Origin of the sequence: Rhizobium sp. NPDC090279, assembly GCF_044769665.1 — a bacterium.
In the GTDB taxonomy this organism is placed as follows: Bacteria; Pseudomonadota; Alphaproteobacteria; order Rhizobiales; family Rhizobiaceae; genus Rhizobium.
In genome coordinates this window covers 1-15,185 of record NZ_JBIVYI010000013.1, presented here as the reverse complement: position 1 = coordinate 15,185, position 15,185 = coordinate 1, and the positions used below count along the sequence as shown (strand labels likewise).

General features: G+C 56.8%; 13 protein-coding genes and 3 pseudogenes. 15 read left to right on the top strand and 1 reads right to left on the bottom strand.

The window, feature by feature from the left end; translation table 11 throughout:
- Positions 1–10: 10 nt before the first annotated feature.
- The 15 genes and pseudogenes from ACIQWP_RS27080 to ACIQWP_RS27010 all read left to right on the top strand — a co-directional run bounded on the left by ACIQWP_RS27080 (position 11) and on the right by ACIQWP_RS27010 (position 13,243).
- On the top strand, positions 11–1,192 hold the full coding sequence (locus ACIQWP_RS27080) for a PLP-dependent transferase (protein ID WP_402794178.1): 1,182 nt from the start codon (positions 11–13) through the stop codon (positions 1,190–1,192).
- A gap of 107 nt (positions 1,193–1,299) precedes the next feature.
- Positions 1,300–2,544, top strand: a complete 1,245-nt coding sequence (gene lysA, locus ACIQWP_RS27075; RefSeq protein WP_402794175.1) for a diaminopimelate decarboxylase — start codon at positions 1,300–1,302, stop codon at positions 2,542–2,544.
- Positions 2,545–2,697: 153 nt separating this feature from the next.
- A complete protein-coding gene (locus tag ACIQWP_RS27070) occupies positions 2,698–4,113 on the top strand; it encodes a cytochrome P450 (protein WP_402794172.1) in 1,416 nt (471 codons plus the stop codon).
- Positions 4,114–4,115: 2 nt separating this feature from the next.
- A complete protein-coding gene (locus ACIQWP_RS27065; RefSeq protein WP_402794169.1) occupies positions 4,116–5,111 on the top strand; it encodes a lysophospholipid acyltransferase family protein in 996 nt (331 codons plus the stop codon).
- A gap of 300 nt (positions 5,112–5,411) precedes the next feature.
- A complete protein-coding gene (gene rfbB, locus ACIQWP_RS27060) occupies positions 5,412–6,479 on the top strand; it encodes a dTDP-glucose 4,6-dehydratase (RefSeq protein ID WP_402794166.1) in 1,068 nt (355 codons plus the stop codon).
- Positions 6,476–7,378: a dTDP-4-dehydrorhamnose reductase gene (rfbD, locus tag ACIQWP_RS27055; RefSeq protein ID WP_402794163.1), complete on the top strand. Its 903-nt coding sequence runs from the start codon at positions 6,476–6,478 to the stop codon at positions 7,376–7,378. The genes rfbB and rfbD overlap by 4 nt, the downstream gene beginning before the upstream one ends.
- A gap of 83 nt (positions 7,379–7,461) precedes the next feature.
- A complete protein-coding gene (rfbA, locus tag ACIQWP_RS27050) occupies positions 7,462–8,349 on the top strand; it encodes a glucose-1-phosphate thymidylyltransferase RfbA (protein ID WP_402794161.1) in 888 nt (295 codons plus the stop codon).
- Positions 8,350–8,410: 61 nt separating this feature from the next.
- Positions 8,411–8,965, top strand: a complete 555-nt coding sequence (rfbC, locus tag ACIQWP_RS27045; protein WP_402794158.1) for a dTDP-4-dehydrorhamnose 3,5-epimerase — start codon at positions 8,411–8,413, stop codon at positions 8,963–8,965.
- 454 nt (positions 8,966–9,419) lie between these two features.
- On the top strand, positions 9,420–9,671 hold the full coding sequence (locus ACIQWP_RS27040) for a transposase (protein WP_402794155.1): 252 nt from the start codon (positions 9,420–9,422) through the stop codon (positions 9,669–9,671).
- Positions 9,637–9,783, top strand: a complete 147-nt coding sequence (locus ACIQWP_RS27035) for a hypothetical protein (protein ID WP_402794547.1) — start codon at positions 9,637–9,639, stop codon at positions 9,781–9,783. The genes ACIQWP_RS27040 and ACIQWP_RS27035 overlap by 35 nt, the downstream gene beginning before the upstream one ends.
- Positions 9,780–10,184 carry an IS5 family transposase gene (locus ACIQWP_RS27030; RefSeq protein ID WP_402794152.1) on the top strand — a complete coding sequence of 135 codons (405 nt, stop codon included), beginning with the start codon at positions 9,780–9,782 and terminating at the stop codon, positions 10,182–10,184. The genes ACIQWP_RS27035 and ACIQWP_RS27030 overlap by 4 nt, the downstream gene beginning before the upstream one ends.
- A pseudogene (locus ACIQWP_RS27025) lies at positions 10,177–10,583 on the top strand (IS30 family transposase); the annotation flags it as partial. The gene ACIQWP_RS27030 and the pseudogene ACIQWP_RS27025, both read left to right, overlap by 8 nt.
- A gap of 52 nt (positions 10,584–10,635) precedes the next feature.
- The gene (locus tag ACIQWP_RS27020) at positions 10,636–11,403 is read left to right on the top strand and encodes a sulfotransferase family protein (RefSeq protein ID WP_402794149.1); all 768 of its coding nucleotides are present in this window, start codon (positions 10,636–10,638) and stop codon (positions 11,401–11,403) included.
- A gap of 132 nt (positions 11,404–11,535) precedes the next feature.
- Positions 11,536–11,981: pseudogene (locus ACIQWP_RS27015) on the top strand (transposase); the annotation flags it as partial.
- Positions 11,982–12,055: 74 nt separating this feature from the next.
- A pseudogene (locus ACIQWP_RS27010) lies at positions 12,056–13,243 on the top strand (IS3 family transposase).
- Positions 13,244–13,526: 283 nt separating this feature from the next.
- Here ACIQWP_RS27010 and cysC read toward each other — a convergent pair.
- The gene (gene cysC / locus ACIQWP_RS27005) at positions 13,527–15,104 is read right to left on the bottom strand and encodes an adenylyl-sulfate kinase (RefSeq protein ID WP_402794147.1); all 1,578 of its coding nucleotides are present in this window, start codon (positions 15,102–15,104) and stop codon (positions 13,527–13,529) included.
- Positions 15,105–15,185 lie beyond the last annotated feature (81 nt).

The window sequence follows — 15,185 nt, the reverse complement described above, 5'->3', positions numbered from 1 at the left end:
GAGGACCGCCATGAACGAGACGCCGAGATTCGATGCCTACCGACACGCCATCCCCGATGCGCTGATGCCGCCCGGCGACGATCCATTCAATGCGGCCGTACCGCCGATCTACCAGACATCGCTGTTTCTGTTCGATAGCTACAAGGAGCTTGAGGACGTCTTCGCCGGCCGCTCGAAGAAGCCGATCTATTCGCGTGGCGACAATCCGACCGTGCGTCTTCTGGAGCGCAAGATCGCCGAGATGGAAGGTGCGGAAGAGGCGCGTGCCTTTTCGAGCGGCATGGGCGCCATTGCCGCCGCAGTTCTCGCTTTCGTCGGACCGGGCGACCGTATCGTTACCGTGCGTCACGTCTATAGCGATGCCTTCCGCTTCTTCGAAAAGGTGTTGAAGCGCTTCGGCATCCTCGTCGATTACATTGATGGCACGGATACGGAAGCGATGCTTGCGGCACTTCCTGGCGCCAAGCTCGCCTATCTCGAAAATCCGACATCGATGGTGTTCGAATTGCAGGATCTGACTGCGATCGCCGAAGCGGCCCGCCGCCATGGCGTCGTGACGATGGTTGACAATTCCTGGGCAACGCCACTCTTCCAGAAGCCGCTCTCCGTCGGCATCGATATCGTCATCCATGCCGCCTCGAAATATCTCGGCGGGCAGAGCGACACGGTGGCAGGGCTTGTGACCGGCTCAAAGACGCATATCGACCGGATCAACAGCGAAATCTACCCCTATACGGGTGCAAAGCTTGCGCCGTTCGAGGCATGGCTAGTGCTGCGCAATCTGGAGACCTTGCCATTCCGGATGCGCCATCATCATGAGGCAGGGCTCGAGGTAGCATCCTGGCTCAATGCCCATGAAGATGTGACCGATGTCATGCACCCGGCACTCGGCGAGCACCCTGGAAAGCGCACCTTCAGCGGCTTTGGCGGGCTGTTTTCCTTCGAGGTTTCGGATCGTATCGATGTGGCCGATTTCGTCGATGCACTGCGCCTCATCCGCATCGGCGTCAGCTGGGGCGGGCCGGAGAGCCTCGTGGTGCCGGCAAAGGCGGCGCTCAGCATTTCGCCCGAGACCAACGTCTTTGCGCGCTTTGGCGTCAGCGACCGCACGATCCGGCTGAATGTCGGGCTGCACGCGGCCAAGGAAATCATTACCGATATCGAGCAGGCACTCGTAACAGCAAAACGCTAGACGCGCGCTGCTGGCTCTGTATTGCTAGACGGGCGGAGTGGCACTGCTGCTCCGCCCATACTATTATCCATTGTTGACCTATTCCCGCCCTGACCGATTGAGACAAGATGACCATCCCCTCGAATGCGACACTGAGCGCGCTTGCCGCCGACTACGGAACGCCGCTCTGGATTTATGACGCCGCCGCGATACGCCGCCGCATTGCACAACTCTCTGCTTTCGATGTTATTCGTTATGCGCAGAAGGCCTGTTCGAACATTCATATCCTGAAGGAGATGCGCAAAGCGGGGGTACGGGTCGATGCCGTATCGCTCGGTGAGATCGATCGGGCGATGCGGGCGGGCTTTTCTGCCGGCAATGCGTCGGGAGCCGCGGAGATCGTGTTCACCGCCGATGTCTTCGATCGGCCAACCCTTGACCGCGTCATTGCCGACAAGGTCGAGGTGAATATCGGCTCCATCGACATGCTGCACCAGCTGGGAGAGCGTTCGCCTGGCCACAGAGTTTGGCTCCGCATCAATCCCGGTTTCGGGCATGGCCATAGCAAGAAGACCAACACCGGCGGCGAAAGCAGCAAGCATGGCATCTGGTTCGAGCAGCTGCAGGAGGCTGTGGCGCTGACGCGCCAGTATTCGCTGAAGCTCGTCGGCCTGCACATGCATATCGGCTCCGGCGTGGACTATGGACATTTGCAGCGCGTCTGCGGCGCGATGATTGATTTCTGCCGCGCGCTTGAAGTCGATATCGAAGCCATCTCAGCCGGCGGCGGTCTTTCCGTGCCCTACAGGGACGGCGAGGAGGAGATCGATCCCGCGCATTATTTTTCGCTCTGGGATAAGGCACGGCGCCAAATCGAAGCGCATTTCGGCCATTCGATCCGGCTGGAGATCGAGCCGGGTCGCTTCCTGACGGCGGATTCCGGCGTATTGCTTGCCGAAGTGAGGGCCGTCAAGATGATGGGCCGCAACCGATTTGTGCTTGTCGATGCCGGTTTCAGCGATCTTGCCAGGCCGGCCATGTATGGCAGCTACCATCATATCTCCATTATCCCGGGCAAGACGCCCCGCAGTGCCGCCGGAACAATCTTCCCAACCGTTGTCGCAGGCCCGCTCTGCGAGTCGGGTGATGTTTTCACGCAGACGGACAATGGTACGGTAGAAACGCGCGATCTGCCCGAAGCCCATGTCGGCGACTATCTCGTGTTCCACGGCGCCGGCGCTTACGGCGCCACGATGTCGTCGAACTATAATAGCCGCCTCTACGCGCCTGAGATCCTGATCGACGGCGAAGCGCATCGTTTGATCCGTCGGCGACAAACGCTCGATGAACTGTTTATGCTGGAAAATCTCTAGCCGCAGCTATTCGATTTTAAGTTGAAAGAAGAGCCTCCACTTCGGCGTAGCGGGGCTTTTCTGCGGTTGCGAAATGAATATAGTGAGCGCGACCGGGCGTCATAGCGCCCACTCATTGTCACCGGCCGCAAGGCGCGAAAGTTCTGCACCGCTATGCTGGCCTGGCTTGATCAAAAAACCGAAATCGTCGAACACGCCGATCAATCGTCGCGGTATTTCGAGCCGGCTCACGCCGCCTATTATGGCGGCAGGCCGGGGCAGCCGCTGAAGCTGATGCTGCAGGCGCGCAGCGATTTCCTGTCGATTTGGCGTCGTAACGACTACCGCGAGCATGTGGCAGAGTTCAAGCTTCTCGGCCGTCAGCTTATCATCGTCAATTCGCCTGATGCCATCCGCCATGTGGTTGCCAAGCGCCATGAGAATTTCGAGCGCAAGACGCCACAAATGCGCCGTGCATTGGAATATCTGCTGGGCGACGGGCTGTTCATTTCCGACAAGGAGACATGGAAGCAGCGCCGGCCGCTGGTCTCGGACATCGTGCACAAGAACCGCGTGCCGGCCTTTGGCGCGATCATGCGGAATACGGCAAGCGAGCTTGCCGACCGCTGGCAAAGCTTAGGCGAGGGCGCAGGGGTCAATGCCCTGTTCGAGATGGCGGGGCTGACGGCCGAGATCATCTCGCGCAGCATCTTCGGCAACGATCTCGGTGAGGAAAGCGCCAACGCCGTCACGGAAGGCTTCGCGAGATACCAGTCTCTGGTCGATTCCGTCAATTTTGGCTATTTTCTTGGCTTCGACGAAGGCTTGCCGATCATCAAGACGCCGAGCCTGAGCCGGTCGGTCAAACGCATTCACCGCATCATCGACCAGGTGATCGAAGACCATCTGGCCGGCAAGGGCGACAACAGCTCGATGGTCGAATTGCTGATCCGCCGGCAGAAGCGCAATCCTGAGCTGAAGCTCGACGTCGTGGCGCTCAGAAACGAGGCGGCCACGATTTTCATGGCCGGCCACGAAACCACCGCCGCGACCCTGACCTGGGCCTGGTATCTGCTTGCAGGCGCGCCCTGGGTGGAAGAGGCCATCCATGCGGAAATCGAAGCTGTCTGCGGCGATCGGGTCCCTTCGATCGAGGACGTCGCCAACCTCAACTGGTGCCGCGCGGTCATCGAAGAGACGCTGCGCCTCTATCCGCCGGTGCCGATCCTGGCGCGGCAGGCGGCCGAGCCGGACCAGATCGGCGACGTGAAGGTGCGGAAAGCCGCGCTGATTCTGATCGTACCATGGATACTGCATCGGACGGATTCGCTTTTTCCCGAGCCGCATCGCTTTCACCCGGAGCGTTTCCTCGGCGATGCGCGGCCGACGCCCTACAGCTACATTCCTTTTGCCGCCGGTCCGCGCGTATGCCCGGGCCTGCAATTCGGTCTCACCGAGGCAATCCTCTGCCTGGCAATCCTTGCCCAGCGTTTTCGCGTGCGGATCAAGGAAGGGCATAGGGTCCAGCCGCAATGCCGCCTGACACTCCGTCCACGCGACGGCATGCCAGTGACGTTACATAGGCGCTAGGAATGTCAACCGGGGACGAGACTGAGAAAAAAGTCGTTGCGACCAAGCGCAAGGCGTGGACTTACGAGCCTCCGAAGGCACCTCCCTTTGACGACTTTCTGTCAGGCGGCGACCGGCGCAAGGCTTTTCTACGCTATTGGCTTCATGAAAATATCGACAATGCCGTAGATCTCCTCCTCTATTTTGCTTTCATGCTACTGCCAGCCAGCGTCTGCTCCGATCTCGGCGGCTGGCTCGGGCGTATTCTGGCGCCGCGCTTCCACAAGGACGCCTATGCGCGCGCCGCAGCCAATCTCAAGATGATAAGACCCGAGCTCAGCGACGCGGAGCTTGGGAGCCTTCTCAAGGCTTATGCCGATTCCCAGGGTCGACAGATGGCGGAATATTCCGTCGTGCCGAGACTGGCTCGTCGGCATGTCCGCAAGATCGGCACGGAAGACCTAGTCGAGCGCTGCAGCGAGGGGCCGGTGATCTTCATCGCGCCGCATATCAGCAACTGGGAAGTGCTCTGGCATTGCCTTCTCGACATGGGGCTTGACGTCACCATGAACTACGATCCGCCCAAACGCCGCTCACGTCACTATATCGTCAATCGACTGCGCAAGGGCGCGGGCCTCGGCATCTTGAAACCAGGCCGTAGTTTCGTGCGTCCCGCTCTAAGAATCCTGGAGGACGGCGGCAACCTGCTGATGTTCTGCGACGAGGGCTTCGGTGGCCATATCCGCGCACCATTCTTCGGCCGGCCTGCCCATCTAGAAGGCAACTATGCGGTCATCGCCCGTATGGCCAGAAAGTCCAATGCACTGATTTATCCGCTCTATCTTGTTCGGGAGAAAGGCGCGAGTTTTTTGCTGCGGGCTGTGACGCCGTTGAGGCTGCCTGAAGCGGAGGGGACAGAAGGACATGCAATTGACGACGTCGCCCATCTGAATGCCGTTATCGAACCAATGGTACGCTCCTATCCGGATCAGTGGTATTTTGTAGACCATCGGCTGTGAGTGAGAAGCCGGGGCCACATTTGAGTATTTGGTAGCTGATCATGCCCATTCATGATGCCGGTTCGTCTATCTTGCAGAATTCATCTCGCATTTGTGATCACAGGTTGCATGATTTGGTCTTAAGAGGTTGAAGCCAATCGGCAACTGGGATAACTGTTCGCTCAGAAGATTGGTGTGACTTCTTCGGAGTTTGTATCGCATCCTTGTGATAGGATTATTTTCCAGCCGTCGTCTCTTGCTTATCGATAAGTGCCACGGTTAAAGTTTTATGATGTGGCTAAGCGCAGGAACGGGCTTTTCATGACGATATTGGTTTCGGGTGGCGCCGGGTTTATAGGCGGGAACTTTGTTCTTGACTGGCTTGGGCTGCATGACGAGACGGTGGTCAATGTTGATAAGCTGACCTATGCCGGTAATCTGGATACGCTGCAGGGGCTGAGGGGCAACAACCGTCATGTGTTCGTGCATGGCGATATCGGCGATTGTGAGCTGGTGGGCGATCTGCTGTCGATGCACAGGCCGCGTGCGGTGATCAATTTCGCAGCCGAGAGCCATGTCGACCGCTCCATCCACGGCCCTGGCGACTTCATCCAGACGAACATCGTCGGCACGTTCAACCTGCTGGAAGCGGTGCGCGGCTATTGGGATGGCTTGCTGGAGAATGAGAAGGAGGCGTTCCGCTTTCTTCATATCTCGACGGACGAGGTCTACGGCACCTTGTCGAAGGATGACGCGCCGTTTAACGAGCTCAATCGCTACGAGCCGAACAGCCCTTATTCCGCCAGCAAGGCAGCGTCGGACCATCTGGTGCGTGCCTGGCATCACACCTATGGCCTGCCGGTGCTGACGACCAATTGCAGCAACAATTATGGCCCGTATCATTTCCCTGAAAAGCTGATCCCGCTGGTGATCCTGAACGCGCTGTCGGGCAAGAGCCTGCCGATCTATGGCGACGGCCAGCAGATTCGCGACTGGCTCTATGTGCGAGACCATTGCAGTGCCATCCGCCGCGTGCTCGAAGCCGGCAAGCTCGGCGAGACCTATAATGTCGGCGGCTGGAACGAGAAGCCCAATCTCGATGTCGTGCAGACGATCTGCACGATCCTCGACGAGCTCCGGCCAAAGGCCGATGGCGGCCGCTACAGCGATCAGATCACCTTCGTGAAGGACAGGCCCGGTCATGACCGGCGTTACGCGATCGATGCGCGCAAGCTCGAGCGCGAACTCGGCTGGAAGCCCAAGGAGACGTTCGAGACCGGTATTCGCAAGACGATCGCATGGTATCTCGCAAACGAGGACTGGGTGCGCAACGTCGCCAGCGGCGCCTATCGCGAATGGGTCGGCAAGCAATACGAGGCCCAGTTTTGAGTGCCATTCTGGTCACCGGCGCCAATGGGCAGGTCGGTTTCGAACTGCAGCGTTCGCTCGGCACGCTAGGGAACGTCGTGGCCCTGACACGCGCAGACATGGATCTTGCAAGTGAGACAAGCATCCTGGCCGCTCTTCGCAAACACAAGCCCGGCATCATCGTCAACCCAGCTGCCTATACGGCGGTGGATCGTGCCGAAAGCGATCGGGAGCTGGCGACGGCGGTCAATGCCGAAGCTCCAGGGATATTGGCGCGCTGGGCCGCGGATAATGGCGCCTGGCTTGTCCATTACTCCACGGATTATGTCTTCGACGGCACGAAAGCCGATGCCTATCGGGAAGAGGATACCGTCAATCCGCAGTCCGTCTATGGTGAAAGCAAATGGCTCGGGGAAGAGGCGGTGCGCGCAGCCGGCGCGCGTCATGCCATTCTGCGCACCAGCTGGGTCTATGGCCATCACGGCAGCAATTTCCTGAAGACCATCCTTCGGCTGGCGGGTGAGAGAAGCGCATTGAACATCGTTGCCGACCAGGTGGGTGCGCCGACCTCGGCGGCCCTGATTGCCGAGGTCACGCGGGCGGTGATCGAGCGCATTGCCGCTTCGCAGGCCCCTGACGCGCTCTCGGGGACCTATCATCTGACCGCGCAAGGCAGCACGTCGTGGCATGGCTATGCCGCCCATATCGTTCACCAGACATTGGCGGCGGACGTCAAGCTTGCGCTTTCCCTGGACGCGCTGAAGCCGATCACGACCGCTGAATATCCGACCCCTGCCAGACGCCCGGCCAATTCAAGGCTGGATTGTAAAAAGCTGATGGATCGCTTCGATATCGCCCTTCCTCACTGGCAGGAGGGTGTTGATGATGTGTTGGCCAGACTGCTGGCCACGGGGAATTGAGAGCCGCAGGTCGATGACGATCACGGTCACAGCCCCGAGCCGATAAGACATAGATAGACGGATTGAGGACGAGACACCTGACCATGACGAAAGCTCGCAAGGGAATCATACTCGCCGGCGGATCGGGAACGCGCCTTTACCCGCTGACGCTTGCAGTCAGCAAGCAGCTCCTGCCGATCTACGACAAGCCGATGATCTATTATCCGCTGACGACCTTGATGCTCGCCGGTATTCGCGAGATTCTCATCATCTCGACGCCGCAGGACACGCCTCGTTTCGAGCAGCTGCTTGGCGACGGCAGCCAATGGGGCATCAAGCTCGATTATGCCGTGCAGCCGAGCCCGGATGGCCTTGCCCAGGCATTTTTGATCGGCGAGGTATTTCTGGATGGCGCGCCGTCTGCCCTGGTGCTGGGGGACAACATCTTCTACGGGCATGACTTTACCCGATTGCTGCACGAGGCGAACGACAAGGAAGCTGGCGCTACCGTTTTTGCCTATCACGTGCAGGACCCGCATCGCTATGGCGTGGTCGAGTTCGACGCGATGGGCCGGGCAATCAGCCTGGAGGAAAAGCCGAGGGTGCCGAAGAGCAATTATGCGGTCACCGGCCTTTATTTCTACGACGAAAGTGTCGTCGAGGTGGCGAAATCCATCCGTCCGTCGCCGCGCGGCGAGCTGGAGATCACCGATGTCAACGTGCGCTATCTGAACGCCGGGCAGCTGGATGTGCAGACCATGGGGCGCGGCTATGCCTGGCTCGACACCGGCACGCATGAATCGATGCTGGAGGCGAGCCACTATATCGCCACCATCGAGAACCGGCAGGGACTAAAGGTTGCCTGCCCCGAAGAGATCGCCTATCGCAGCGGCTGGATCAGCGCCACCGACGTCGAGGCGCTGGCGCATCCGCTCAAGAAGAACGCCTATGGGCAATATCTCCTCGGGATCTTGCGCGAGCAGATATTTTAACCGTTGCGGCGTGTTCCATGCCGCAGCATCTCCCGTGCGAATAATCCGAGCAGGACGACGAATGAAAGCCATCGATACCGCCATCCCCGACGTCAAGATCATCGAGCCTGCGGTGTTTGCCGACGATCGCGGCTTCTTTTTCGAAAGCTTCAGCAAGGTGAAGTTCGAGCAGGCGATCGGGCGCGGCGCCGATTTCGTGCAGGACAATCACAGCCGATCGGGACGAGGCGTCCTGCGCGGTCTCCACTATCAGCTGGCGCCGCATGCCCAGGCCAAGCTGGTGCGGGTGGTGGTCGGCGAAGTCTATGACGTCGCGGTCGATATCCGCAAATCCTCCCCGACATTCGGGCAATGGGTCGGCGTTCTTCTCTCCGCGGACAACAAGCGCCAGCTCTGGATACCCGAAGGTTTTGCCCACGGCTTCCTGACATTGAGCGACCACGTGGAATTTCTCTACAAGACCACCAACTACTACGCCCCGGGGAGCGACCGCGGCATCCGCTGGGACGATCCGCAGATCGCCATCGACTGGAAGATCACCGATGGGGATGGGTTGACGCTCTCTCCCAAGGATCAGCAACAGCCTTTGTTGGCGGATGCTGAAGTGTTTGGGTGAGACAACGGCGTGGTCTTTGTGAGCGTCAAAATGAAGAACCTCTGCTTACTTCGAGGCGAATCCGTTGTAACGTATTCGTGCCGAGAACTTCAAAAATAGCTAATATCGAGGGATTTTATTTAGACGCAGAAACCGATGGCTTCGCTGGGGCTTGTAGTATTTCTGGAATAAATTATTAAAAATAATCCAGATCTAGCAATAAATCAATTTATCTGATCGTATTGTTGCAATTTTACTCCATAATGATAAGTGTAGCGAAACTATATTAGTCAACTCGCCGCGCTTTTTGTTGGGCTGAAGCGGCAAGGGCGGGAATGGACTTCTTTGTAGCAAGCAGAAAGAGGCTTGTTTTAGAGCGATAAATATTAGGCCCTGTTGGTAAAGTGGATTCCCAAATCGGGAGGACCGTGATTCAAGACTTCTTTTAGGCGGCGTTTTGGCTCGCTGCGGCCTGATGGATGTGGAATGGCGGATTATCGAAGCGCTGTTGCCGACGGAACGCGGGAGAAAGTCCCGGCTTGTCCACGATAATCGGCGATATCTAAACGGCATGCTGCATGTTCTTCGGGTCGGTTGCCCCTGGCGCGACATGGGTGAGCGCTACGGAAAGTGGAGTTCCGTCTATATGCGCTCTCGCCGTTGGGCCGAACAGGGCGTGTGGGACGCCGTCCTTGAAAACCCTCGTCGAACTGGGGCTGACGGATGACTGGCAACACATGATCGACAGCACCACTGTTCGCGGCCACTCTCAGGCTGAAGGCGCTAAAGCGGGACTTATCAGGAGGCTTTTGGTCGATCACGCGGCGGCTTTACGATGAAAATCCACGCCCTCGCAGACGGTCAGCGACGTCCTCTCGGCTTTATCCTGACCGGCGGAGAGGCTTTGGACTACAGTGCCGTTCCTGATCGGCTGGCAATACCGGTCGGCAAGCCGAGGTTGTTTCTTGCCGACAAAGGATATGACGGCAATTTCCTGCGCGAGGAGCTGCTGATCCATGGGATCAGGCCGGTCATTCCGCCGAAGGCCAACTGGAAGAGACCGCCTGCCTACGACCTTCGAGCCTACAAGGATCTAAACCGCATCGAACGGATGTTCAACCGGCTGAAGCAGTTCCGTCGCGTGGCGACCCGATACGACAAGACTCGAAAATCCTTCTCAGCATTTCTCGCCATGGCTGCTGCAAAGATATGGTTGCCCTCCTTTGTCAACAGGACCTAGCCGATTTGCGATTTTCCTGCGTAACAACGACCGTCAATCACGTCCGGTCATGGATGGTCTCATACAGGCCCTGAAGGCCCTACCCCATCTTGCCCGTCGCTCGATCACCTTCGGCTGTGGCACGGAGTTCATCGATTGGCCCAATCTCCAAGCGAGCATCGGCACCCAAACCCGGTTCTGCGACCTGCAATCGCCGTGGCAGAAAGGCACTGGCGAGAATACCAATGATCGGGTACGGAATGGCTTTCGAGAGAGGTGTATCCATTGTCGGTCACAGAAGCCGATCTGATGGCGATTTGCAAATGGCTCAACGAGACACCCCGCAAATGCCTTGGCTATCGACCACCGGCCAAAGTCTTTCGCAAGAAACTGCTCGCGCAAATCAGCTATGCTAGCTAGCTTGATGAGTCACAAAAGTCGCGGTTCAACGTGAACTCACAAAGGACTGAAAATGCAAACATCTGATCCAACATTTATCATTGGAACCCAAAAATCGGGAACAACTTGGCTACGCGATTGCCTCGACAAATTCGTTCCGTTTTGCAAACCAGAATGGTATTATCCACAGATATTCAGCGACCTTACAGTGCACACGAAAACCTACGGTGCGTCTTTGTCTGATTGTGCCAGGGATTTAGCAATAAGAGAGCTTTGCCAGAGCACATGGAGAGCTTTGAATGGTGGGTATCTCGGAGAGAAGAGCGCTTACCCCTGTTCCCCCGAACTTGGAACCATCCGCGCCGATTTGCATCCTTTCGCCGTGAGTATCATGCGGCAGCACATACCCAACGCAAAAGTCGTTGTGATCGTCCGGGACCCGCGAGCAGTTTTCAACTCGCTTCGTCACTATCTCGAACACTTTCGGCCCGGCTGGTCAATGGGCATCAACCCGCAAATCTTCGCCGAAAACTGGTCTCGTCAAAACCTGCAGTGGGTGGCCGACAAGCCCGATAGCGTTGTCCTTTATGAGAAATTGAAAAATGAATTTGGGCGGACGATGGAGACTACTCTTAAGGCACTGGGAATCTATCACAGTCGCGAGGATTTGCTGGAGGTCGAGGCTGCCGTCTATGACGTGGACAAATTAAGAACCAAGCAACCTGAAATCTACCGAACTGGTGAGATCAACGAATGGCAAGAAAAGGTTGAGCCGGAAACTGCCAAGGCCATTATTGACGTCGCAGCTCCGGCAATGCGTGAAATCGGTTATGATGTTTAATGGCTATGGTACGACGAGGGAGAACGAAGGCAGAGCGGGAGCCAATGCCTCCTGAGAGGCGGAACGAAAATTAAAGTACGTGATTTCGGCCGGTTGTGATCCCCTGTTGTTTGTGAAGACAAGGGGGATCGAATGGCTTGGACCAAAATCACCCGGTTGCAGCATGACAGAAGAGCCTTGCGGTATGCAGGTGGTTCTACCGACGCGGAATGGGCGCTGATTGAACCTTTCTGCCTGCCGGCAGCGCTGCGGCCGCTCACGTGAGACGCCGATGCCCGAGGTGTGGAGCGTGCCAGTATCTTACGACCGGTGGATTGCAATGGGCTTTGTTACCAAAGGATCTTCCACCTTTCACGACCGTCCAGCATTATTTCTACCTGCTTCGCGACAGCGTCGCATTTGACATCATCAAGCAAGTTTTGGTTGAAGCGAGCCGGTTGCTTGTGGGCCGCAATGCCGAACCGACCGCTGCCGTCATCGACTGCCAACTTGTCAAGACCACGGAGAGCGGCGGACTGCGCGGCTTCGATGTGGGGAAGAAAATCAAACGACGTAAACGTCATATCATCACAGATACATAGGGTCATCTGTGACCTGCCACTGAGAATTTCCTTCAGAATGAATTGGAGTGCGGCCCATCGAGGACGAACCTATGAAGAAGCAGAGATTTACAGAAGAGCAGATCATTGCGGTGCTGAAGGAACAGGAGGCCGGAGCGAAAGCGGATGATCTTTGCCATAGGCACCGGATTTCTGAAGCGACCTTTTACGACTGGAAGGCCAAATACGGCGGCATGGCGGTGTCTGAGGCTAAGCGTCTAAAGGCGCTTGAGGACGAGAACGCCAAGCTGAAGAAACTGCGCGCCGAACAGATGCTGGATACAGCCGCACTCCGCGAGCTTCTTTCAAAGAATGGTAGGGCCTGCCGCCAAGCGTGACGCTGTCGCGCACCTGAAGACAATCATGGGCCTTCCGGAACGGCGGGCCTGCCGGATCATTTCCGCAGACCGAAAGGCGACCCGCTATCGATCCTCTCGACCGCCGGAGGTCGAGCTGCGCGCGAAGTTGCGCGATCTGGCCAATGAGCGCCGCCGGTTCGGCTATCGTCGATTGCTCATCTTGCTTCGGCGAGATGGAGAGCCGTCCGACGTCAATCGTATCTATCGGCTCTATCGCGAGGAAGGTCTTTCCGTTCGAAAGCGGAAGGTCCGACGGCGTGCTTTTGACACGCGTGCGCCGATCCTCGTTGAAGCAAAGGCAAATACCCGCTGGTCGCTGGATTTTGTTCACGATCAATTCGTTTGCGGCAGACGCTTCCGCGTGCTCAATGTGGTCGACGACGTTACGCGCGAATGCTTGGCGGCGATTCTGGACGCGTCGATCTCAGGTCGCCGTGTCGCGCGAGAACTGACGACGCTTATCGAGCGACGGGGCAGCCCCGGCATGATTGTCTCAGACAACGGGACCGACTGACCTTGAATGCCATCCTTGCCTAGTTGAAAGATCACAAGGTCGAATGACACTACATCGCGGCGCTAAGGCCAATGCAAAACGGCTATGTCGAGAGCTTCAGTGACGGCATGCGCGACGAGCTGCTCAATGAAGGTCTATTCTTTGGTCTCGATCATGTCCGCAGCGCTATTGCGGAATGGGACGACGATGACAACAATTTCCGGCCGCACTCATCGCTCGGATACCGGACCCTGGCTGACCATGCCGGAACCATCGCCACAACCAGCTCCAACGCTACGCAATGTGGAAGCTTCGCGTTTCCGCCGGTTGCTCCCACTACGTCACTTGGCATATCAAATACTGCAGAGACTCTAATTGCAGCCGGATGAAACTTCAGTTGGCAGGTCAGCATCGGCGCTTTCATCGATACGGTTTACAACACGCAGCGCCTACATTTGGCGCTCGATTATGTCACGCCGGAAGAATACAAGCAGAAGCATTCAAGTCGACGATAGATGGAAAAGGCGGCATAGCTTAATGCCCGGGTGCCGTTCACGATTTTCCTTGTCTCAGTCTAAGGGTGTACTCCAACTTTGTCCGGAGATTACCGGAAATCCTGTCTGGACTTTTCCGAAACCCGCAATGCAGCAAAAGATAACGCAAGGATTGTGTCTAAAAATACGATCTTTCGAAAAGATAACGTACTATTCTCTCTGCCGCCTCCTCAGCCGCTGAGTCGGCCGTTAAGACATGTATGTCGGGTGTCGTTGGCTGTTCGTAAGGGCTATCAATACCAGTGAAATTGCGGAGAGTACCCGCCCTGACCTTTGCGTAGAGGCCTTTTACGTCTCGCTTTTCACACTCCTGAATTGGCGTGTCGATGAAAACCTCGATAAACTCGTCATCTCGAACCATCTCGCGGGCCATTTGTCGCTCTGCTCGAAATGGAGAGATCAATGATACGAGGACGATTAAGCCAGCGTCGACAAATAGTTTGGCGGCTTCGGCTACACGCCTGATATTTTCAACTCGATCAACCTCAGTGAAACCTAAATCGCGATTGAGCCCATGGCGGACGTTGTCTCCGTCGAGGAGGTAGGTGTGCAGGCCGCGCATATGCAGCTTCCGTTCCACTAGATTAGCGATTGTGGATTTGCCTGCACCGGACAAGCCCGTAAACCAAATAATGGCGGGTCGTTGCCTTAGCAGTTTCGCACGACTCTCCTTGGTTATTTCGACTGACTGCCAATGGATGTTGGCCGCACGGCGGAGGGCGAAGTTGATCATCCCCGCGCCGACGGTCGCGTTCGAAAAACGATCGATAAGAATAAATCCGCCAGTTCTGCTATTTTCAGAGTAGGGGTCGAAGGCAATTGGTTCAGAAAGCCCCACGTTGGCGACGGCTACTTCATTGAGTTCCAATTGCTTAGCAGCAAGATGCTCAAATGAGGTAATGTTTATTTTGTATTTAATCGCGGTAATGCTGGCAGTGGTCGTCTTCGATCCACATTTCAGAAGGTAGGAGCGCCCCGGATAAAGAGGTTCTTCGCTCATCCAAATAAGATGGGCATCAAATTGATCCGCCACAGTGGGACGGGAATCGCAAGCTGCGAGCAAATCGCCGCGGCTAACGTCAAGTTGGTCGGCGAGTGTAATCGTTACGGACATCCCCGCACTGGCCTCCGATCGATCCCCGCCGTAGGTAACAATTCGCGTTACTGTCGATATCTTCCCCGATCTTGCCACCAAAAGTTGTTGACCGGTTGCTACGTGGCCTGAAGAAATTGTACCGGAGTATCCGCGAAAATCGAGGTTCGGTCGATTTACCAACTGGACGGCCATTCTGAAAGGCTTTTCGCAGCGCTGCTGTTCAACATCAACAGTCTCTAGGTACTCAATCAACGTAGGTCCGGTATACCATGGCATACGTGATGATTTTCGGCTGACGTTGTCGCCTCGGAGTGCCGACAGCGGGATCGCCATTATCGTTTTGAAACCAAAGTCGAGAGTGAGTGTTTCAAATTCGACGCGCAGACGATCGTAGACAGACTGATCGAAATCAACGAGATCGATCTTGTTAACAGCCAGCACTATATGGCGGATGCCAAGCAATGAAATAATAAAAGCGTGCCGTCGAGTCTGGGGGACAATTCCATGCCTCGCATCAACGAGCAGTACGGCTAGGTCCGAAGTCGAAGCGCCGGTCGCCATGTTGCGGGTGTAATCCTCATGACCCTGGTCTGCCCCCATGGGGTGATCCGGGCTTAATGTTAGTGCATGCTCGGTCTAGCCGCCACTGCTGGCGTTGAAGCCGGGCCATTCTGGCGCGGC